Here is a 21,112-nt window from a genome sequence, read left to right as displayed (position 1 = left end):
TTCGGGGTAGCATCTACAGACGATGACTAAAGATTCCGCCGACGATTCGGCACCGGTGTCCAGCTTCGACGACTTCGACATCGACGGTCGCGTGCGCGCAGCAGTCGACGAAGTCGGGTACGAGACGCCGTCGCCCATTCAGGCGGCGACCATTCCTCCGCTTCTCGAGGGACGCGACGTGGTCGGCCTCGCGCAGACCGGCACGGGTAAGACGGCGGCGTTCGCCATCCCCGTGCTCTCGCGCATCGACACCTCTGCCCGCAAGCCGCAGGCGCTCGTCCTGGCGCCGACGCGTGAACTCGCGTTGCAGGTGTCCGAAGCGTTCGGTCGGTACGCCAGCAAGATGCCCGAGGTGAAGGTTCTGCCGATCTACGGCGGCCAGAGCTACGGGGTTCAGCTGTCGGGTCTCCGCCGCGGTGCGCAGGTCATCGTCGGCACCCCGGGTCGAGTGATCGACCACCTCGACAAGGGCACGCTCGACCTGTCTGAGCTCGAATTCCTCGTCCTCGACGAGGCCGATGAGATGCTCACAATGGGCTTCGCCGAAGACGTCGAGCGCATCCTCGCCGATACTCCGGACAAAAAGCAGGTCGCGTTGTTCTCGGCGACCATGCCCGCCTCGATCGGCCGCTTGGCGCGCAAGTACCTGAACAATCCGCAGGAGGTGACGGTCAAGGCGAAGACCGCCACCGCGTCGAACATCACGCAGAAGTATCTGCAGGTGTCGCACCAGCGGAAGCTCGACGCGTTGACTCGTGTCCTCGAAGTCGAGACCTTCGACGGGATGATCATCTTCGTCCGCACCAAGTCGGCGACCGAAGAACTCGCCGAGAAGCTGCGCTCGCGTGGCTTGTCGGCGATGGCGATCAACGGCGACATGGTCCAGGCGCAGCGTGAGCGCACCATCAACCAGCTCAAGGACGGCTCGCTCGACATTCTCGTCGCCACAGACGTGGCCGCGCGAGGGCTGGACGTCGACCGCATCTCGCACGTCGTCAACTACGACATCCCGCACGACGTGGAGTCGTACGTCCACCGCATCGGCCGCACCGGTCGCGCCGGACGATCGGGCACCGCGCTGCTCTTCGTCTCGCCGCGTGAGCGTCACCTGCTCCGCTCGATCGAGCGCCATACGCGTCAGAGCATCGAAGAGATCGACCTGCCGAGCGTCGACGACGTGAACGCGCAGCGTGTCGCCAAGTTCGCCGACTCGATCACGTCGAATCTCGGGTCGAGCAATCTCGACATGTTCCGCGGCCTCGTGGAGAACTACGCCCGCGAGAACGACGTCGCGATGGCGGACATCGCTGCCGCTCTTGCGCTCGAATCACGGGACGGCGGGTTCCTCATGGCGCCCGATCCGCCGGCGGGGCAGCGACGTGAGCGCAACGAGCGTCCGGAGCGTGCACCGCGCGGCAGCAACGGCGGTCACTTCGCGACCTACCGCATCGCCGTCGGACGCAAGCACAAGGTGTCGCCTGGAGCCATCGTCGGTGCGATCGCCAACGAAGGCGGCCTCACCCGAGGCGACTTCGGAAACATCAGCATCCGTGACGACTTCTCGCTGGTCGAGCTGCCGAACGATCTCGACTCCGAGACTCTGAACCTGCTCAAGCACACGCGGATCGGCAAGAACCCGATCGATCTGCGCGTCGACATGGGCGCACCGCGTGGCCGCGGCGGATACAACAAGCGTGACGGCTACAACAAGCGGTCGCCGCGCGTCGCCGGACGCGGCCGCGGCTGACGACACGCTTCACGCGTAACATTCACCGATTCGACGGGAAACGGGCCGATACCGGCCGGTAACCGTCGGATCGGTGAATCTTTTACGGCGAGACGGTTCCGTCGGCGTCCACGATCAGCTGGAGCCGGGGCCCGTACATCGCGATCACCTCGTCACGGCTCATCTCGGCGAACGTCGGGACTCCGATGAGATAGCGAACCATCGCCATGCCGAACATGCAGCTGATGAGCACGCGGGCGGTGTCCAGATCCACCCCGGCCTTCTCGGAGAGCAGTGGGACCATGCGGTGCGAGGCGAACTCGCCGAACGCATTCGATCGTCCGGGGTCGTTGACGATGGACCTCAGCAGTCCCTGGAGTGCAGTGCCGGTCGTCTCGCCCTCCCATGCTCCGGTGAACTCGGTGATCATCCTCGTGCCCAGCGCGGACCGGGGCCCAGTCGCGGCGCGCGTCAATTGCTCGGCGGGGTCGACCGGGACTTCGAGTGCTTCGACGAACAGGCCGTGCTTGCTGCCGAAGTAGTAGGAGACGAGCGCGACGTCGACGCCGGCCTCGGCGGCCACCGCGCGCAGTGACGTGCTCTTGAATCCGTTGCTTGCGAACATTTCTCGCGCCGCGGCCAGGATGTCGGCACGTGCCGTGGACTCTCCGCTGCGTCGTCCGGCTCGGGTGGATGAAGGCTCTGCCATGTGGTTCAGCCTACCTGAAATTCAACAGTTGTTGACTTGGTCCGGGGTTGGTCGTACCGTGTGCGTCAACAGTTGTTGAATTAATCGGAGGTTGGACATGTCCACGACAGTCCGCAAGCTGGGAGCCGTCGTCCTCGGACTCTCGATCGTCATTCCGCTCGTCCTGCTGATGTTCATCGGACCCGCGTCTCGGGGCACGCCGCACGAGGTGCCGATCGGTGTGGCGGGGCCCGCCGCTGCAGTGGACCAGGTGAGCGCTTCGCTCGACCAGCACCAGCCGGGGGCCTTCGACGTCCGTGGGTTCGAGTCGTCAGACGACCTGCAGGACGCCGCCCGCAATCGTGAGGTGTACGGCGGGTTTGTGCTCGGCGCGCAGCCTCGGACGATCGTCGCGACCGGTGGCAGCCCCACGGTCGCGACGATGCTCACGCAGATCGGGACCGGGCTGGCCGCGCAGTCGGGTGCGCCCGCCGCCCCGGTCGTGGACGTCGCGCCGGCCACCGACGACGACTCGCGTGGTGCGGGGTTCGGTTCGATGGTCATGCCGGTCTTCATGGCCGGTGTCGCACTCGGCGCCACAGCGGCGCTCGTCGGACGTCGCCGCAGGGTGATCCTGTGGGCTCTGCCCGTCGGCGCCGCGGCCGTTTCGGCCGCGTCGATCGGCGTCGCGATGGCGGTGGGTGTGCTCGGCGGGGGATTCGTGCTTCAGTGGTTGGCTCTCGCCGCGGGCATCCTCGCGATCGCGGCGCCGGTCGCGGGTCTTGTCCGTGTCGTGGGTGCACCGGGGATCGGCGTGGCCGCGCTGCTGTTCATGCTCGTCGGAATGCCGCTCGCGGGCGTCTCCGCACCGCCGGAGTTCCTGCCGTCGATCTGGGCGACCGTGGGACAACTGTTGCCGCTCGGCGCCACCGGGACCGCGCTGCGCAGTGCCGCGTTCTTCGACGGGGCCGGCTCTGCGGCGGCGTTCGCCGTGCTCACGGTGTGGATCGTCATCGGCTACCTGCTCCTGTCGGTTCCGAAAAGGACTCCAGAGGCAGAGAGTGACGGCGCTGCCGAGGTCGATGAGCTGCGTGAACCAGCCGCAGTCTGACGGCTGAGTCCACCACCCGGGTCACGCTCAGACGAGCATCAACCGTTGACGGACGCTGAGCCACCTGGCTTCGGCGATCTGTTGATGATCGGTGAGCGCCCGCCAGAAGCCGGCGAGGTCCGCAGTCGGAGACTCCTCGCAGGCGAGCGACATCCGAGCCAGGAGCGTCGGGTATCCGCGCCGGTACCAATGGTCGATGAGCGCGACCGCGAGATGCGCGACGTCGGCGCCTCCCGGAAGCGGCCCCGCACCCGACGGCGCGGCGATGTCGAGGAGCACACTGCGCAGGCTCGCCTTCGCTTTCGGATCGGCGATGCTCTCGGTGAGAAGGGTCGGGGTAACCGGCAGTCCGGCGTCCGTGCGGGCCACCACGGCGGCGAAGACGGCGGTGTGAACCGGACGAAGGAAGAGCTCGGTGTCGACGGGGAGCACGTCCCGCGACGAGGGGTCGCGATCGTCCGGTCCGCCGACCATCGCGTGCACGGCGGCGAGCGACACTGCCGCCGGAGCCCAGACGAGTGAGGTGAGGAACTCCAGTTCCAGGCGGATGGTGTCGTCGAGATCGGCCGATGTGTCGGTCATCCGATCACCCGAGGAAGCGTCTCGGCTGCAGATCCGGCGAGACGGATGGTCGCCAACCGCGTGAGCTCTGACGGCTCCGGGTTCACCTCGATGATGGGGACTCCCTCGACATGTGCTCGTTCGGGAAGACTCGCGGCAGGTCGAACGACTCCGCTCGTCCCGATCACGATCATCAGGTCGCAGGCGGCGACCGCATCCGATGCCGCAGCCCAGGCGTCGCGAGGAAGCAGTTCGCCGAACCAGACGACGCCGGGCCGCAGGGAGTCGCCGCACAGCGGGCACATCGGCCGGGGTGTGATGAGCGCTGTATCCGCGCTCTCGGGACGCCGACAGGATTCGCAGCGGGGCGCGAACAGGCTGCCGTGGAGGTGACTCGCGACCGTGCTGCCTGCACGTTCATGGAGATCGTCGACGTTCTGCGTGATCACACTGACCGCACGACCGTCGATGCGTGCGGTGACGGCCAACTGCGCGAGCGCGATGTGTCCGTCGTTCGGGTCGACACGGCGGACGTCGTTCGCCCGCTGCGCGTACCAGGCCCAGACGAGGTCGCGGTCGGCCGTCCAGCCCTCCGGCGAGGCGAGGGTCATCGGGTCGTGTTTCTCCCACATCCCGACGAGAGCGTCGCGGAACGTCGGGATGCCGCTCTCGGCCGACATGCCCGCACCGGTGAAGACGACAGTCCGCTCGGCATGCGCGATGAGCTCGGCGGCCCGTTCGGTGTCCGTCACGTGCGGTCTCCGATCAGGGATCGGAGGTGCGCTGCGGTCGTCGCGAGATCGCCTGCGCGGCGAGTGACGAGCCCCGTGGCGAACGAGAGTTTGTCGCCGCTCCGCCGTGGCACGACGTGCAGGTGAGTGTGGAACACGGTCTGCATCGCGGCGCGGCCGTCATTGACTGCGAGATTGACGCCGTGCGCGCCGAACTCGGGGGTCTTCATGGCGTCGGCGATCCGTTGAGCCGCCGCGAACAGGGGAGTGCCGAGTGCTGGATCGAGGTCGGACAGTCCGGACGAGTGTTTCCGCGGAATCACGAGCGTGTGGCCGCGGATGACAGGAGCTCGGTCGAGGAACGCGACGACGTGCTCGTCGGAGTAGACGAGGTGTGCGGGTCCGCGTCCGGCGACGATGTCGCAGAACACGCAGGGAACGGTCGACATGGAACAAAACTAACGGCCCGGGCGCGCTTGTGCGCTCCCGGGCCGTCGGCCGGCGGAGATCAGCTGTGCCCGGAGGTGCAGACCCAGTCGTAGATGTAGCCGCCCTCGGAGTAGTAGCGGGCGTACGACTGGGCTGTGTACAGGTCGTTCGCCGTACCGTAGCCCCAGTAGTTCGTGCCCTTGGCGATGGCGCCGCAGCCGTTGACGAACTGAGTCACGACCTTGCAGTCGGAGTACGAGCAGTAGCTCAACGCGACGTTTGCGGCGTCACGAGAGTTGTCGTAATCCCATGAGCGACCGGTCTGCCCGGTGCTCGGCGAGAGCGCGATCGCGCCGTAGTAGCTGTAGGCGTGCGCCGGAGCGGGGTCGACGATGGACGGGACGGTGAGCGCGGAGCCGACTCCGACTGCGATCAGTCCCGCGGTGACGAGACGCTTGCGGATGTTCATGGTGTTTCTCCTGTGGAAGAGAGGAAGGAATGGGACGAGAGGGTCAGCTGCCGGTCTTCTCACGCGGGGTCTCGCCCGACGTTGTCGACTTCGGCTTCGCGGTGGGCGCCTCGACGTTCTTCGGCTTGGTCACGTCGACCTTCTGGCCCCACTTGCTGATGTCGACGGTCAGTGTGGCGTCCTTGGCGGGGGAGACGACGACCCTGGCGACGTTGTTCTTGCCGTCGTTGGTGACGAAGACGGTGGCGTCGTAGGTCGCTTCGGCGAGCTCACCGGTGGACGGTGTCGATGCGAGACCTGCGAGGTCCTTGCCGCTGACGGTGCCGGTGATCTTGGTGGTCTCGACGCCGTTGACGGTCTCGGTGCCGGCCTTGTTGGCGCCCTGGAGTGCACGAAGGATGGCGGGGACGCCGTTCTTCGAGTCGAGGATCTTCGAGACGTCGTAGATGGATCGGCCGTCGCCGTAGTCCTGGTAGCCCTTGTCGGCGACGTCGGCGTACAGCTTGCCGTCGATGTAGACGAACGGCGCCTCGGTTGTGCGGTTGCCCATGTTCAGGGTGGTCCGTCCCTTGCCCTTGAGCTCGGGCTTGGTCTCGACGTCGGCCTCGACCTTGGTGGCGTTCAGGCTCTGCAGCTTGCCGTCGATGGACAGCACGATGTGTGCACCGGTCAGGGCTTCGGTCGCGGTGGCCGCGGCGTCGAGGGTGGATTTCGCGGCGGAATCGGAGGCTGCGGTCGTCGAGCTGCTGCCGCTGTCGTCGCTGCTGGAGCACCCGGTCAGGATGACCGACGCTGCGACGACTCCCGCGAACGCTCCGGCGACGAGTCGGTATGAACGGTTCATGGATGGTGCTCCTCCCCGCGCGATCGCACCCGGTGTGCGATTCACTGCGAATTTTCTGGCTCGAAATCTAGTACGTATCGGCGCGAAGTGGGGGATACACGTCGTTTCTGCGGATGACGCGGCTCGTCCGTCGGCGCGTGTGACCACAGTCACTGGACTTTCCGGCGGCGCAGGTCCGAGTGGTTACCGACGGGTCTACCAGTGGGTATACCTCCCGGTCACCATGAAACATGAGGGATCCCTCATGTTTCTGTGGCACTATGGCCGAGTTCCCCCACACAGGCCGACAGGAGTATCCGTGACCCTCGACCAGTTCCGCACCGGCGATCGAGCAACCTCAACCGACGACGGTTCGACGAGTCTGATCGACCGCTTCGCGGCCGGCGAGAGCTATGCGATCAGCTTCGGCGGACAGGGTGGGCCGTGGTTGCCGACCCTCGCCGAGCTCGTCGCCGACGCCGACCTCGGCCGACGGATCTCCGCGATCGTCGACTCCGCCACGCGTTCCCTCGAGCCCGTCGCCGATCGCCTGGCCGCTGCAGGCGGCGATCGTTTCGCGCCTGCCGACTGGATCGCCGCCATCGACGAGGACCGCGACGTGCCGACAGACGCCGAGCTCGCGGCCGCTGAGCTGTCGGTCCCGGGCATCCTCCTCGCTCAGATCGCGGCCATCGCCAACCTGTCGAAGCAGGGTCTGGACCCGAGCAGGCTCCCGGCGAGCGCGGTCATCGGCCACTCGCAGGGGCTCCTCGCCGCTGAGGCCATCACCACCGCCGAGCATCCCCGCGAAGCCGACGACGCCGCACTGCTCGCCATCGCCCAGCTCATGGGCGCAGCGGCGACCGTCACCGCCCGCCGCCTCGGGCTGCTCGGCTCCGCAGATCAGACCACCGAGGGCACCTCGCCGATGGTCGCGGTCAACGGCGTCCCGCCGCGCGAGATCGACGTGATGCTCGACGAATACCGCGCGTCGCTGCCCGCCGGGACCTCGGGACTGCCGACCGTCGCGATCGTCAACAACCGACGATCGATCGTCCTCTCGGGGTCACCGCGTCATCTGACTGGATTCCAGGCGCTGTGCGCACGTCGCGCAACCGCCGAAGCCGCAGACCGCAAGGCCAAGCTGACCGGCGGAAAGCCGTTCGCACCGACCTTCGAGGAACTGGCCGTCACCGTGCCGTTCCACCATCCCGATCTCGCGCCCGCCGTCGACCTCGTCGTCGAATGGGCAGGCCTCTCCGGACTCGACCCGCAGTTCGCGGGCCGTCTCGCGACCCGCATTCTTGTCGACCCCGTCGACTGGGTGGACCAGATCGGCGATGCCGTCGCCTCGGGTGCATCGTGGATCATCGACTTCGGCCCGGCCGATCTCGGTGCCCGACTGGCCGCCCCGCTGGTCCGCGGACAGGGCGTCGGCGTCATCGCCGCCGCCACCCGTCGTGGCCAGCGCAGTCTCTTCGTTCCGGGCAGCGCCCCCGCCGTCGCGCGGCCGTGGTCGGCCTTCTCGCCGCGCCTCGTGTCGCTGCCGACCGGCCGCACCGTCGTCGACACCGCTTTCACTCGGCTCACCGGCCGATCGCCGATGCTCCTCGCGGGCATGACCCCGACCACCGTCGACCCGGCGATCGTCGCGGCGGCCGCCAATGCGGGCCACTGGGCCGAGCTCGCAGGCGGTGGACAGGTGACCGAGGAGATCTTCGCGTCCAACGTCGCCAAGCTCACCGATCTGCTCGACGAGAACCGCCAGGTGCAGTTCAACTCGCTGTTCCTCGACCCCTACCTGTGGAAGCTGCAGCTCGGCGGCAAGCGCCTCGTGCAGAAGGCTCGCGCCCAGGGTGCTCCGTTCGACGGTGTCATCATCACCGCCGGCATCCCCGAGCTCGACGAGGCGGTGGATCTCGTCGGCGAACTGAACGACGCGGGCCTGCACTACGTCGCCTTCAAGCCGGGCACCGTCGACCAGATCCGCGCCGTCATCCGCATCGCGATCGCGGTTCCGCAGTTCCCGGTCATCGTTCAGATCGAAGGCGGACGCGCAGGCGGCCACCACTCGTGGGAAGATCTCGACGACCTGCTCCTCGCCACCTACGGCGAACTCCGCGACCGACCGAACGTCGTCGTCTGCGTCGGCGGAGGCATCGGAACCCCCGAACGCGCGTCGGCGTACCTGACCGGCGAATGGTCCGCGCGGTACGACTACCCGTCGATGCCGCTGGACGGCATCCTGATCGGCACGGCCGCGATGGCGACGCTGGAGGCCACCACCTCACCCGAGGTGAAGCAGCTGCTCGTCGACACCGAGGGCTGCGACACCTGGATCGGCGCGGGCCACAGTGAGGCCGGCATGGCTTCGGGCCGCAGCCAGCTCGGCGCGGACATCCACGAGATCGACAATTCAGCGTCACGCTGCGGTCGCCTCCTCGACGAGGTGGCGGGCGATGCCGACGCCGTGGCCGAGCGACGCGACGAGATCATCGCCGCGATGGAGCGCACCGCCAAGCCGTACTTCGGCGACGTCAGCACCATGACCTACCTCGAGTGGCTCACCCGCTTCGCCGAGCTCGCAGTGGGCGCCGACGGCGAGTACGCATGGGCCGACATCACGTGGGAGCAGCGTTTCGTCGACATGCTCCGGCGCACCGAGGCCCGTATGCACCACCTCGACACAGGCGAGTTCGAGTCGCTGTTCGGCGTCCGGGTGGACGACGCACACGGTGCGATCGCTCGCCTGGCCGAGACCTTTCCCGCTGTCGAGGCCGACATCCTGCATCCCGCGGATGTGGCGTTCTTCCTGGAGCAGTGCCGCACGCCCGGCAAGCCCGTCAACTTCGTCCCCGTCATCGACAAGGACGTCCGCCGCTGGTGGCGTTCGGACTCCCTCTGGCAGGCGCACGACGCCCGCTACTCCGCAGACGAGGTCTGCATCATCCCGGGCACTGTCGCGGTGTCCGGCATCACCCAGGTCGACGAGCCGGTCGGCGACCTGCTGAATCGATTCGAAGCCCAGGTCGTCGCCGATCTGCGCACCTCCGGTGAGCAGGCGCAGGTCGTCGCCGCGCGTCGTCGGCGGGGCATCGTCAGCGAGTCCGGGCCGCTCAGCATTCTGATCGAAGCCGAAGACGTGCTCTGGGCAGGTCGCCAGGTCCGCAATCCCATCGCTCTCCTCGGCGACCGCGAGGCATGGACCGTGTACGACGGCGAGTACGCCGAGCACTCCACGGGCGCGATGATCGCCTACGTCCCGGACGCGGAGACCGCGGACGACGAGATCCGTCTCGACCTGGTGATCCCGGTGTCCGGCTCGATCCTGCGCATCCCGTTCACCGGCGACCTCAAGGTGGTCGACGGCGGCAGCCCCCGCGTCACCACAGCGGGCGCAGCCGATGCCATGCGCGACCTGCTCACCGTCGCCGCAGGCGGCGATCTGCTCACTCTCACCGACGGCGCCACCTCCGGCACCGTCGCGTGGCGCGCCGACTCGGTCGCCGATCACAGCGGCGCGACGTCGTCGGGTCTTCCGACTCGATTCGGCGCGACCACGCCGTCGTCGCCCAACGGTTTCGCGGTGCCCGACGCGCTCGTCGTGGCCTGCTGGCCGACGGTGTTCAGCGTGATCGGCGGAGTCTTGACCGATGACGGCCTGCCGGTTGTCGAAGGGCTGCTCGATCTGGTCCACCTGGATCACGCGATCACCCTGGCGGCGGCGCTGCCGACAGTCGACACAGACCTGACCGTCGCGGCGCGCTGCGTCGGCGTCAGCGACGCCGACGTGGGACGCGTCGTCGAGGTCGAGGTGACCGTCACCGACGGCGACACTCCGATCGCCCAGCTCGTCGAGCGTTTCGCGATCCGCGGCCGCACCGGCGATGCCGGACTGGCCGACCCGCTCCGGGCCGGCGGCGCACTGAGCGACGAGCGGACCGGCACCCGTAAGCACCTGCGATCGGTGACGGTCAACGCACCGTCCCGCATGCACGGCTTCGCCGTCGTCTCGGGCGACCGCAACCCCATCCACACCGATCCGCTCGCGGCCCGCCTGGCCGGACTCGGCGACCCGATCGTCCACGGCATGTGGCTCTCGGCGCTCGCACAGCAGGTCGTGACCGCCTCCGACTCCGGTCAGCCGACCCCCGCACCGCGCGCTCTGCTCGGTTGGACCGCGCGCTACCTGGGCATGGTCCGTCTCGGCGACGCCGTGGACGTCCGTGTCGACCGTGTCGGAATCGACTCCGGTCGCGAAGTCATCGAGGTGACCGCCAAGGTCGACGGTGAGCTCGTGATGGCGGCCACCGGACTGCTCGCCGCGCCGCGGACCGTCTACGCGTTCCCCGGCCAGGGCATCCAGAGCAAGGGCATGGGCCTGGAGGCTCGGTCACGCAGTGCTGCCGCTCGCGAAATCTGGGACCGTGCCGACAAGCACACCCGCGAGACGCTCGGCTTCTCCATCCTCGCGGTGGTTCGCGACAACCCGACAACACTCGTCGCCTACGGTGCCGGGAGCGCAGCGAGCGGGCCGAATCGGAAGCGCAAGACCTACTTCCATCCGGACGGCGTGCTGTTCCTGACGCAGTTCACCCAGGTCGCGATGGCCACGCTCGGCGTCGCTCAGATCGCCGAACTCCGCGAGGCGGGCGCGTACGTCGAAGACTCGATCACCTGCGGTCACTCGGTCGGCGAGTACAACGCGCTCGCCGCCTGCGCCGGAGTACTGCCCCTCGAAGCGGTGCTCGAGGTCGTGTTCCAGCGCGGCAGCGCCATGCATCACCTGGTTCCCCGCGACGCGAAGGGACGAAGCGACTACCGTCTCGCAGCGATCCGGCCGAGCCAGTTCGGTCTGGCCGACGCCGACGTCGAGGCGTTCGTCTCCGGCATCGGTGCCGAGGCAGACGAGTTCCTGCAGGTGGTCAACCTCAACCTGCTCGGGTCGCAGTACGCGATCGCGGGCACCGTGCGCGGGCTCGAACTGCTCGAGGCCGAGATCGATCGGCGTCGTGCCGAGTTCGGCGGCAAGCGGGCGTTCATCCTCGTCCCCGGCATCGACGTGCCGTTCCACTCGACGGTTCTGCGTGCCGGTGTGCCGGAGTTCCGCGGGAAGCTCGACGAACTCCTGCCGGAGGTCATCGACCCCGACATCCTCGTCGGCAACTACATCCCGAACCTCGTCCCTCGCCTGTTCAACCTGGGACGCGACTTCGTCCAGGAGATCGCCGACCTGGTTCCGTCCGAGCCCCTCGACGCAGTGCTCGCCGACTGGGAGTCGTGGGAGGCCCGTCCGGCCGACCTCGCCCGGGTCATCCTCATCGAGCTCCTGGCGTGGCAGTTCGCCAGCCCGGTCCGGTGGATCGAGACGCAAGACCTGCTGTTCTCGACCGTCGAACAGGGCGGACTCGGGATCGATCGCTTCGTCGAGGTCGGCGTCAAGTCGGCCCCGACACTTACCGGGCTCGCCCGCAACACCCTCAAGCTCCCGCCGTACGGCGCAGCGGTCACCGAAGTCCTCAACGCGCAGACCGATGAACAGCTCCTGCGTGCCGAGGACAGTGCCCCAGAACCGGTCGAGGACGAGGCGCCGGCCGAGGCGGCCGTCGAAGCCACACCTGTGGAGGCCGCACCCGTCGCCGTCGCCGCGCCTGTCGCTGCAGCCGCCGGCCCGCGCCCGGACGACATCACGTTCGGCCCCGCCGACGCAGTCCGGGCCGTCATCTCCCTCTGGACCAAGATGACGCCGTCGCAGATCGGCTCCGCGGACACGATCGAGTCCCTGTGCGACGGTGTGTCGTCCCGACGCAACCAGCTGCTGCTCGACATCGGCGGCGAGCTCGGCCTCGGCGCCATCGACGGTGCCGCAGAGGCGGAGATGCACGCTCTCGCTGCAACAGTCGAGACGATGGCCCGCGGGTACAAGCCGCTCGGCGACGTTCTCACCGACGCCGTCGGCGATCAGATCCGCAAGGTGGCCGGACCCGTCAACAAGCGTCAGAACTACATCGTCGACCGTGTCACCGACACATGGCAGCTCGGCGGCGGGTGGGCGCAGCACACACTCGTCGCGGTCGCTCTGGGTTCGCGCGACGGCGCCAGTGTCCGCGGCGGCGATCTCGGCGACCTGCTCGAGAGCGCCGTCACCACGGTGAACGACCTCGACAACCTCGTCGACCGGGCGGTCCGCTCGGTCGGTGCGGCCCGCGGCATCAGTGTGGAACTGCCCGCGGCGGGCGGAGCAGCGGGAGGTGCAGTCGACTCGGCTGCACTCGACGCACTCGCCGAGCACATGGGCGGCAAGGACGGAGTCCTCGCGGCCACGGCGAACACGATCCTCGCGAAGCTCGGCCTCACCTCGACGGCGTCGACCGAGGAGATCCTCGACGACCCGAACGCCGTCGCCGCACAGCGGATCAGCGACGAGCTCGGCGCGGACTGGGTCCGCACCGTCACCCCGTCGTTCGACGAGCAGCGCGCCGTCCTCCTGGACGACCGTTGGGCCAGCGCCCGTGAAGACCTCGCACGCTTGTGGCTGCTCGACGAGACCACGATCGACGCCGACCACGATCGCATCGTCGCCCGGCTGGCGGGCAGCGGCGAGACCGTCGCCGAGCACGCCACCTGGTGGCAGGGCAAAGCACTGCACAGGGGCTTCCGTGTGCACGCCCGTCTGTTCGCCGCGATCGCCGAAGCGGCGCAGTCGACCCAGGCAGGCGCCTTCGCCGACGACGTCGCAGTCGTGACCGGCGCGTCGCCCGACTCGATCGCCGCGTCGGTCGTCGGAGAACTCCTGAGCGGGGGAGCGACGGTCGTCGCGACCACCTCGCGCCTGAGCAGTGAGCGTCTCGGGTTCTACAAGGAGCTCTACCGAGTCCACGCGAGCCACGGTGCCGCCCTCTGGGTGGTGCCGGCGAACCTCGCGTCGTACGTCGACGTGGACGCCGTCGTCGAGTGGATCGGCACCGAGCAGACCGAGAACCTCGGCGCCACCACGGGTGTCATCAAGCGGGCCATGACGCCGACCCTGCTGTTCCCGTTCGCGGCGCCTCGCGTCGCGGGCGATCTCACCGACGCCGGTGGTCGCGCGGAGATGGAGATGAAGGTCCTGTTGTGGTCCGTGGAGCGGATGATCGCGGGTCTCGGCGCCATCGGCGCAGATCACGACCTCGATTCGCGACTCCACGTGGTCCTGCCGGGCTCGCCGAACCGCGGCATGTTCGGCGGCGACGGCGCGTACGGCGAGTCGAAGGCGGCGCTCGACGCCCTCGTCACCCGCTGGGGCGCCGAGGAGTCGTGGGGCTCGCGCACCACGATCGCTCACGCCCTCATCGGGTGGGTTCGTGGAACCGGCCTCATGGGCGGCAACGACGGCATGGTCGCCGCAGTGGAAGCGGCGGGAGTCCGCACGTGGAGCACTGAGGAGATGGCCGCCGAACTCGTGTCGCTGTGCACCGCTGACAAGCGCACCCAGGCTCGGGCGGAACCGATCGTGGCAGATCTGACTGCCGGACTCGACCCGAACATCGACCTGAAGGCGCTGGCGAAGGTTGCGGCGGCCGACAGCGCCGACGAGCCGGAATCGGACGTCGACGAGCCGGTCAACCCGCTGGTCGCGGCACTCCCGTTCCCGGCACGCGCCGACCTCCCGACCGCTCACGAGTGGCCGGAGATCACGGCCCGCCCCGAGGACATGGTTGTCATCGTCGGCGCGGGTGAGGTGGGACCGTACGGTTCGTCGCGCACCCGATTCGAGATGGAGGTCGACGAGAAGCTGTCGGCCGCAGGCGTTCTCGAACTCGCGTGGAACACCGGTCTCGTCACCTGGGAGGAGACCCCGAAGCCGGGCTGGTACGACGTCGAGTCGGGCGATCCGGTCGCCGAGGCGGACATCGCCGACCGCTACCACGACGAGGTCGTCGCTCGATGCGGCATCCGCCGCTACGTCGACGAGGGCGCGATGGTCGACAACTCGTCGCCGTTGCTCGAGTCGGTGTTCCTCGACGAGGACCTCACGTTCACCGTTCCCAACGAGGCCGCCGCTCGTGCGTTCGCGTCGGCTGACCCGGAGCGCACGCGCATCGTGGCCACCGAGTCCGGCGACTGGAGCGTGACCCGCCTGGCGGGGACCGAGATCCGCGTCCCGCGTCGCTTCGAACTCTCGCGCACCGTCGGCGGCCAGATCCCGACAGGCTTCGATCCGGTCCGCTGGGGCGTCTCGCCCGACATGGCGGAGTCGGTCGACCGCGTCGCCCTGTGGAATCTCGTCGCGACCGTCGACGCGTTCATCACTGCGGGCCTCACCCCGTCGGAACTGATGCGGTGGGTCCACCCCGGTCTGGTCGCCAACACCCAGGGCACCGGCATGGGTGGCATGACGTCGATGCGTTCGCTGTACGTCGACACGCTGCTCGGCGAGTCGAAGGCGAACGACATCCTGCAGGAAGCGCTGCCCAATGTGGTCGCCGCGCACGTCGTGCAGTCGTACATCGGCAGCTACGGCGCCATGATTCACCCGGTCGCCGCGTGCGCCACCGCGGCCGTCTCGGTCGAGGAGGGCGCAGACAAGATCCGCCTCGGCAAGGCGCTGTTCGCAGTGGCGGGCGGCTTCGACGACGTCGGCATCGAAGGCATCGTCGGCTTCGGCGACATGTCGGCGACCGCCGATTCGGCGGCGATGAAGGCCAAGGGCATCGACGAACGTCGCTACTCGCGAGCCAACGACCGTCGACGCAGCGGATTCGTCGAGTCGGCGGGCGGCGGAACCGTCCTGCTGGCTCGCGGCGACGTCGCAGCCCAGCTCGGGCTTCCGGTCCTCGGTGTGGTGGCATGGGCGCAGAGCTTCGGCGACGGCGTGCACACGTCGATCCCGGCTCCGGGCCTCGGCGCACTCGGTGCGGCTCGTGGACAGAAGCTGTCCCCGTTGGCCACATCCCTCGCCTCGCTCGGTGTGAGCCCCGACGATGTCGCAGTCGTGTCCAAGCACGACACGTCGACCCGGGCCAACGACCCGAACGAGTCAGAACTGCATGAGCGTCTCGCCGGTGCGATCGGCCGTGGCGACGGAGCTCCGCTGTTCGTCGTGTCGCAGAAGTCGCTGACCGGTCACGCCAAGGGCGGCGCGGCGGCATTCCAGCTGATCGGCCTGTGCCAGGTGCTCCGCGACGGCGTGGTCCCGCCGAACCGCAGTCTCGACTGTGTCGACGAGAAGATGGCCGAGTACCCGCACCTGGTGTGGCCGCGGGAGACCCTGCGGATGGGAGAGCGCTTCCCGCTCAAGGCCGGCCTGCTGACCAGCCTCGGCTTCGGGCACGTCTCCGGTCTCATCGCCGTGGTCCATCCCGAGGCGTTCGTCTCGTCGCTCGACGAGAACGCGCGCGCGGACTACCGACGCGCGGCCGCAGCTCGACTGCGTGACGGACAGCAGCGTCTGCTCTCGGCCATGTGCGGCGGTGAACCCGCCTACCAGCGGCCGGCGGACCGTCGTCTCGGCGACGGCGACGAGCACACCGCTGAGGCGTCGCTCCTGCTGAACCCGGAGGTCCGTCTCGACGCAGAGGGCTCGTACGCATGACCACACCGGATGCACGATGAGCATCGTCGGAGTCGGCATCGACATGGTGTCGGTGACTGAGTTCGCCGAGCAGCTCAAGCAGCCCGGCTCGACGTTCGCCCGCCGGTTCTCGGTAGGCGAACGTCGGGATTCGGCCGACCGGACCGGTGCCGACGACCGTCACCTCGCGGCGCGCTGGGCGGCGCGTGAAGCCGTGATCAAGGCGTGGTCGTCGAGCCGGTTCGGTCTGGCGCCGGTGCTGCCCGAGACGGCGGTGAACGAGGTGGAGGTGCAGTCGGACGCCCACGGCCGTCCGCGCATCCGTCTGCACGGCGACCTGGCCGAGCAGATCGGACACCTGCGGATCCACGTGTCGTTGACGCACGACGGCGACATGGCCGCGGCGGTCGCGATCCTTGAGGAAGCCTGACGCTTCAGCGGCTGACGGCGTCCTCGAGGAGCAGGTAGCCGGCGAGCATCCGCTTGAGCTCGCCGACGACCTTCTGATGATCGTGCGGCTCCTGCACGGAGAAGCTCAGCAGCGAGTACGACGCGTGGACCAGGACCTCGGCCATCATTTGACGTCGTTGTCTCTCCGACGTCGGGGTTAGCGGCGCGAGGATCCGCGCGACCTGCTCGGCCAGGATCTTCTCGGTGATCGACGCGGTCGCTCGCGTCGCAGGCGTCGACTGGACGGCCAGCCACACCGCGCGCCTCGACGGGTCCGTGCGCCACAGTTCCGCGAGGTGATCGAGGAACTTCTCCAACAGCTCAGGCCATTTGAGGGACGGGATCTCGGCGGCGAACGCCGACAGCTCGTTGCTGACGGCGGTCGTGTCCTGCCGGTCGAGTTCGCACACCACGACGTACTTGTTGGCGAAGTACTGGTAGATGGTGCCGATCGGCAGGTCGGCGCGCTGGGCGATCTGTTCACACGTCAACGATTCGAATCCGACGTCGATGAGCACCTCGCGCGCGGACGACAGGATGGAGTCGAACGTGCGCCGACTGCGCTCTTGGGTCGGACGCTTGCGGGGAACGAGTTCCACTGGGAGCGGTGCCGCTAGACTGAGAGGTCGCGGCGCAACTTGGCGACGTGGCCGGTGGCGCGCACGTTGTACTGGGCTGCTTCGATCACACCGTTCTCATCGACGAGGAATGTCGACCGGATGACGCCCTGCACGACCTTCCCGTACAGCTTCTTCTCGCCGAACGCGCCCCACGCCGTCAGTACTTCTTTCTCGGGGTCGCTGAGCAGCGGGAACGTCAGCTCGTCGCGTTCGACGAACTTGGCGAGCTTGGCGGGCTTGTCGGGGGAGATGCCGACGACGTCGATGCCCTGACCGGTGAGTTCGGCGAGACTGTCGCGGAAGTCGCACGCCTGCTTGGTGCAGCCGGGTGTCATGGCGGCGGGGTAGAAGTAGACGATCACCTTGCGGCCCTCGTAGTCCGCGAGTGACACGGGCTTCTCAGTGGAGTCGAGCAGGGTGAATTCCGGGGCCTTGTCACCAACGGTGAGGCGTGCGTTCTCCGACATACCGCCAGGCTATCCGATCGCCCGACCTGATCGGCCGCCATGCGCCACAGCCCTTATAGGCTGGTCTGCACAAGTAGGCTTGCCTGCACAGACACAACAAGCAGAAGTGGAGACGCCGTGGCCGGGGAAACCGAACGGATCGAGAAAGAAATCGCACAGGCGCGCGAGGAGCTGGCCAAGACGCTCGATCAGCTCGCCGTGCGCGCCAATCCGGAACGTCTCGCGAACGACGCGAAGAGCAAGGCCCTCGCTGTGCTGGCGAGCCCCCCGGTGAAGTTCGGCCTCATCGGAGTCGGCGCGCTCGCCGTTGTGGTCGTGATTCGCAAGATCGTCCGCTGATGAGCCGCGAGAAGAGCTGAAAATAGAGTCTGACCAGCCGATTTTTGTTCTGGTTACATCTACTGTTAATGTTTCTTCTCGCAAGGCCAAGCGCCATTAGCTCAATTGGCAGAGCAGCTGACTCTTAATCAGCGGGTTCGGGGTTCGAGTCCCTGATGGCGCACAACGGAGCCCCCGTCTGGACCATTCGGTCCGGCGGGGGTTTCTTCTATTCCGGTCAGCAAGTATGCCGCCGAGATCCCCGTGACGTTCTCGATCAGTTCGAGCTCGTCCGTGTTGAGGGCTGTCTGCCCTGAGAGTCGTCGGCTGATCATTGCCCGACCCATTCCGGATCGGGTCGCCAGTTCGAGGCCGCTGATTCGTCTCTCGGCGAGCTTTCCGCGCAGACGCCGTGCAACGGCGTCCGTCAGGGACTCGCTTCGCGCGCTATCTACTACATGGAATGTCGTCATGCTGACATTGTGCGCGCTCAGCGTGCGCAATGCAAGCAGGTCGAATCTTCCAACACTCTCATCGTGCAGACGAGGGTTGACAAAGATTCCGCTCAGCGTGCAGTGTGTCTCCCATGACACAGGATTCCGCTCAGCGTGCAGTTTGCTCCGCAGTTAGGGCAGAGATGGCGCGCCGTCGCAAGACTCAAGCTGACCTGGCGCCGGTCCTTGGAGTCACACGCCAGGCTGTATCTCGTCGACTGACTGGCGATGTCCCGCTCACGGTGGACGAGCTTGCCGCGATCGCCGATTTCCTCGACGTACCGGTGACGCAGCTGCTCGGTGGCGGCGTCAAGGCGGGCGCGTGATGGCCGCCGAGCGGGACGACGCTCGCCTACTTCGAGAGTCTTGCGACGGCGACCATCTCGCCGGAGTCGTAGCCGTAGCTCGCGTCGCAGGTGAACGGGGCGAACCCGGCCTTGGCGCCGTAACTGTTCGCGGCATTGACCTCGCCGGTCACCGCCCACAGATTGCTGTCGGAACTCGCTGGCGATTCGATCGCCGTCTCATTGCGGTACTCAGCAGACTCTGGGTCCTTCAGCTTGTTCCCGACCTCTGCGCGGCACGCCGCAATCGCCATCTCTTCGCGCGACGGCTCGCTGTCGCTGTTACTGCACCCCGCAACTCCGGTCGCCATCACCACGGCGGCGGCAGAGCACATCAATACGTTCATTCGCTTCGTCATGGCCGGAGCGTATGCCCGGTCCGCGACGTTGCGGTGTGACTCGCCCTGCCCTGGCACTCAATCACCTGTTCACCCGACACCCGAGAGGTCTCCTGCCATGACCACCCTCCACCCGCTCACGATGGCCGTGCTCTTCGCGCTGGCCGTGTTCTCCGTGCTCCCGCTCCTCGAGAAGGATCCGCGATGAGCACAATCCAGATCCTCACCCTCGCCGCCATCGCCAGCCTCGCGTACGTCGCACTCGCCGCGGCGGCAGCGTACGCCGCGATCGTCGACGGCGAGCAGTCCTACGTCCCGCGCATCGGCCGCCGCTACGGCGACCAGTGGCCCACCCACAAGGCCCGTGCACGAAACCAGCGGGCGGCCCGGCGTGCACGCCACCGTGAGGCGATCCGTCGCCGCAGGCGCGCAGCCAGAGGCCACCGCGACGGGGGAGTGGTGGGAGCCGTAGGGGATTCGGCTCCCACCACTCGCCGGCACAGTGGAGGTTCGCGATGAACCACGTCCTAAGTAGTTGCGATTCTCTCGATGGTCCCGCCGACCGCCATGCGGTGACTCACGGTGGCCTCGACAATCTGAGTTCGGCGCACACCGGCAGGCGTGGTCCACGAGATATGAGCGCGGAAGGCCGTGGACACAACAGGTCCGTCGCTCGCAAACATCGTCACCTGCCCACTGAAGTAGCTCTCGGATGCGGGATGTTGACGAACACGTTCGAGATGCAGCTCGAACGCACCTTCGGACCCGAGCGACAACTCCTCAAACGCGGCTGCACTATCGAACCGTCGAGAGGTGCGCGAGACGCCGTTCGTCTCGATAACGACCATCACGTCACTCGCTTCGTGTGCGCTCCCATTTCGGACGACGGACATTCCGGCGTCATCGATCTGGAGAGTCCAGTCGTAGTCGATGTCGTCCGACGCGACCGCGAGCGCCCGCTCGCTGACCTTGTTCGCGTCGCGTGCGAGGCGATTCGACTCCTCGGCGATGTGATTCGCTTCGTCGGCCCGGTCGACAGCGTCACTCGCGGATTCCGCTGCACGCTCCGCGCTGCTGTTTGCGCGCTTCGCGAGCTGCTGACCGCGGTACCCGAACCACAAACCGCCGAGGCCGAACGCGATACCGGCGATCGCGCCGCTCGCCTCCAGCCATTCCGTCACGTCAGACATCAAGCCCCTTCCGTAGTTGATTCGACGAGCGTAGAGGCAGGTGTCCGATGACCACCGTCGAATACCTTCGACCCGTCCCGGATGGGGTCCGACCGATCAGCATCGGTGACGACGTCGCGCCGGTCGTCGAGTTGGTCGGCGCCCACGTCCGACACCTCGACTGGGCCCGACGCGTCGCCGCCCGCCGAGGCCTCGCCCTCGAGGTCACGGTCTGCGATGTCGACGGCATCGAGATCGACGGTGCCCCCGCCGACTCCGACGTCGAGCACTTCGCCTGTCGCGCCACCGCCCGCCCGTCAGGCCGCGCACGCCACCCCCGCGAGCCCGAGGTCCGCGCCGGCGTCACCGACCCGATCCCGCGCGCCGCGCTCCTCGCCCCGGGCGGGCTGCTCGGTGAGCTGATCGACGCCGTCGACGACCTGCTCGCGCAGCTGCACGTTCATCCGGCCGAGCTCGCCGAGCGACCGATCCGATGACCGCCCGCGGCAAGACCGCGCGCCGGCCGACGTCGACGTGCAAGCGGTGCCACCGCCCGGTCGCCTGGTGGCGTTCGTCCACCCGCGAAGGCGGATGGATCTGCGTCGACGCCAGCCCCGACGACGCGGGCACCGTGCAGCGCGTCCCGTCCCGCGAAGGCGGACGACCCGTCATGTACGGGCTCGTCCTCTCCGGGCTCGAACTCGCCGCCGCCGTAGCTGACGGCGAGCTCCTGTTCACCATCCACTCCAAGACCTGCCCGGCCGGACGCCCACGCAACCCGCGTCCCGCCGGACTCGCCCCCACCGAAAGGCCGTAGCAGC

Annotated in this window: 20 protein-coding genes and 1 tRNA gene; 10 read left to right on the top strand and 11 right to left on the bottom strand. The window is 67.9% G+C overall.

Annotated features, from left to right (window positions below; all coding sequences use genetic code 11):
• The first annotated feature begins 22 nt into the window (after positions 1-22).
• On the top strand, positions 23-1,747 hold the full coding sequence (locus tag WFK36_RS11745) for a DEAD/DEAH box helicase (protein ID WP_336791829.1): 1,725 nt from the start codon (positions 23-25) through the stop codon (positions 1,745-1,747).
• An 82-nt stretch (positions 1,748-1,829) separates the two neighbouring features.
• Here WFK36_RS11745 and WFK36_RS11740 read toward each other — a convergent pair whose 3' ends face one another.
• A complete protein-coding gene (locus tag WFK36_RS11740; RefSeq protein ID WP_336791827.1) occupies positions 1,830-2,435 on the bottom strand; it encodes a TetR/AcrR family transcriptional regulator in 606 nt (201 codons plus the stop codon).
• A 97-nt stretch (positions 2,436-2,532) separates the two neighbouring features.
• On the opposite strand from WFK36_RS11740, the gene WFK36_RS11735 reads away from it, so the two are divergent.
• Positions 2,533-3,525, top strand: a complete 993-nt coding sequence (locus WFK36_RS11735) for an ABC transporter permease (RefSeq protein ID WP_336791825.1) — start codon at positions 2,533-2,535, stop codon at positions 3,523-3,525.
• Positions 3,526-3,552: 27 nt separating this feature from the next.
• On the opposite strand, the gene WFK36_RS11730 is transcribed toward WFK36_RS11735, so the two are convergent.
• The 5 genes from WFK36_RS11730 to WFK36_RS11710 are packed head-to-tail and all read right to left on the bottom strand — an operon-like array spanning position 3,553 to position 6,559.
• Positions 3,553-4,107, bottom strand: a complete 555-nt coding sequence (locus tag WFK36_RS11730; protein WP_336791823.1) for a hypothetical protein — start codon at positions 4,105-4,107, stop codon at positions 3,553-3,555.
• The gene (locus WFK36_RS11725) at positions 4,104-4,838 is read right to left on the bottom strand and encodes an SIR2 family NAD-dependent protein deacylase (RefSeq protein ID WP_336791821.1); all 735 of its coding nucleotides are present in this window, start codon (positions 4,836-4,838) and stop codon (positions 4,104-4,106) included. Before WFK36_RS11725 ends, WFK36_RS11730 begins: the two co-directional genes overlap by 4 nt.
• Positions 4,835-5,266: an HIT family protein gene (locus tag WFK36_RS11720; RefSeq protein ID WP_336791820.1), complete on the bottom strand. Its 432-nt coding sequence runs from the start codon at positions 5,264-5,266 to the stop codon at positions 4,835-4,837. The genes WFK36_RS11725 and WFK36_RS11720 overlap by 4 nt, the downstream gene beginning before the upstream one ends.
• Before the next feature lie 59 nt (positions 5,267-5,325).
• Positions 5,326-5,715 (bottom strand): DUF4189 domain-containing protein, encoded by a 390-nt coding sequence (locus tag WFK36_RS11715; RefSeq protein ID WP_336791818.1) that lies wholly within the window; start codon positions 5,713-5,715, stop codon positions 5,326-5,328.
• 43 nt (positions 5,716-5,758) lie between these two features.
• The gene (locus WFK36_RS11710; RefSeq protein WP_008378839.1) at positions 5,759-6,559 is read right to left on the bottom strand and encodes an LppX_LprAFG lipoprotein; all 801 of its coding nucleotides are present in this window, start codon (positions 6,557-6,559) and stop codon (positions 5,759-5,761) included.
• A gap of 298 nt (positions 6,560-6,857) precedes the next feature.
• On the opposite strand from WFK36_RS11710, the gene WFK36_RS11705 reads away from it, so the two are divergent.
• Both WFK36_RS11705 and acpS read left to right on the top strand, forming a co-directional pair.
• On the top strand, positions 6,858-16,112 hold the full coding sequence (locus WFK36_RS11705) for a fatty acid synthase subunit beta domain-containing protein (RefSeq protein ID WP_336791817.1): 9,255 nt from the start codon (positions 6,858-6,860) through the stop codon (positions 16,110-16,112).
• Between the two features lie 16 nt (positions 16,113-16,128).
• Entirely contained in the window at positions 16,129-16,521 is a 393-nt protein-coding gene (gene acpS, locus WFK36_RS11700) for a holo-ACP synthase AcpS (RefSeq protein ID WP_008378843.1), read from the top strand.
• 4 nt (positions 16,522-16,525) lie between these two features.
• Here the strand turns inward: acpS and WFK36_RS11695 are convergent, their stop codons facing one another.
• Both WFK36_RS11695 and bcp read right to left on the bottom strand, forming a co-directional pair.
• Entirely contained in the window at positions 16,526-17,140 is a 615-nt protein-coding gene (locus WFK36_RS11695) for a TetR/AcrR family transcriptional regulator (protein ID WP_008378844.1), read from the bottom strand.
• A 14-nt stretch (positions 17,141-17,154) separates the two neighbouring features.
• Positions 17,155-17,628, bottom strand: coding sequence for a thioredoxin-dependent thiol peroxidase (gene bcp / locus WFK36_RS11690; RefSeq protein WP_008378846.1), 474 nt, complete (start codon positions 17,626-17,628; stop codon positions 17,155-17,157).
• A 117-nt stretch (positions 17,629-17,745) separates the two neighbouring features.
• Between bcp and WFK36_RS11685 the strand changes: the two genes are divergently transcribed.
• Positions 17,746-17,967: a DUF3618 domain-containing protein gene (locus tag WFK36_RS11685; protein WP_008378848.1), complete on the top strand. Its 222-nt coding sequence runs from the start codon at positions 17,746-17,748 to the stop codon at positions 17,965-17,967.
• A gap of 90 nt (positions 17,968-18,057) precedes the next feature.
• A tRNA-Lys gene (locus tag WFK36_RS11680) sits at positions 18,058-18,130 on the top strand.
• Here WFK36_RS11680 and WFK36_RS11675 read toward each other — a convergent pair.
• Positions 18,096-18,419, bottom strand: coding sequence for a helix-turn-helix domain-containing protein (locus WFK36_RS11675; RefSeq protein ID WP_336791814.1), 324 nt, complete (start codon positions 18,417-18,419; stop codon positions 18,096-18,098). The genes WFK36_RS11680 and WFK36_RS11675 overlap by 35 nt on opposite strands.
• 113 nt (positions 18,420-18,532) lie before the next feature.
• Between WFK36_RS11675 and WFK36_RS11670 the strand changes: the two genes are divergently transcribed.
• Positions 18,533-18,766: a helix-turn-helix transcriptional regulator gene (locus WFK36_RS11670; RefSeq protein ID WP_336791812.1), complete on the top strand. Its 234-nt coding sequence runs from the start codon at positions 18,533-18,535 to the stop codon at positions 18,764-18,766.
• 26 nt (positions 18,767-18,792) lie between these two features.
• Here WFK36_RS11670 and WFK36_RS11665 read toward each other — a convergent pair whose 3' ends face one another.
• A complete protein-coding gene (locus WFK36_RS11665) occupies positions 18,793-19,143 on the bottom strand; it encodes a hypothetical protein (protein ID WP_336791810.1) in 351 nt (116 codons plus the stop codon).
• 183 nt (positions 19,144-19,326) lie between these two features.
• On the opposite strand from WFK36_RS11665, the gene WFK36_RS11660 reads away from it, so the two are divergent.
• Positions 19,327-19,641: a hypothetical protein gene (locus WFK36_RS11660; RefSeq protein WP_336791809.1), complete on the top strand. Its 315-nt coding sequence runs from the start codon at positions 19,327-19,329 to the stop codon at positions 19,639-19,641.
• A gap of 8 nt (positions 19,642-19,649) precedes the next feature.
• Here WFK36_RS11660 and WFK36_RS11655 read toward each other — a convergent pair whose 3' ends face one another.
• Positions 19,650-20,312 (bottom strand): hypothetical protein, encoded by a 663-nt coding sequence (locus WFK36_RS11655; RefSeq protein WP_336791808.1) that lies wholly within the window; start codon positions 20,310-20,312, stop codon positions 19,650-19,652.
• 47 nt (positions 20,313-20,359) lie between these two features.
• Between WFK36_RS11655 and WFK36_RS11650 the strand changes: the two genes are divergently transcribed.
• Both WFK36_RS11650 and WFK36_RS11645 read left to right on the top strand, forming a co-directional pair.
• A complete protein-coding gene (locus tag WFK36_RS11650; protein WP_336791806.1) occupies positions 20,360-20,788 on the top strand; it encodes a hypothetical protein in 429 nt (142 codons plus the stop codon).
• Complete coding sequence (locus WFK36_RS11645; protein ID WP_336791804.1) at positions 20,785-21,108, top strand: hypothetical protein; 324 nt, start codon at positions 20,785-20,787, stop codon at positions 21,106-21,108. Before WFK36_RS11650 ends, WFK36_RS11645 begins: the two co-directional genes overlap by 4 nt.
• Positions 21,109-21,112 lie beyond the last annotated feature (4 nt).

It is taken from the genome of Gordonia malaquae (assembly GCF_037148075.1).
Lineage (GTDB): Bacteria > Actinomycetota > Actinomycetes > Mycobacteriales > Mycobacteriaceae > Gordonia > Gordonia malaquae.
Note: the sequence above shows the minus strand (reverse complement) of the source record. Positions and strands in the feature narration are given on the sequence as shown.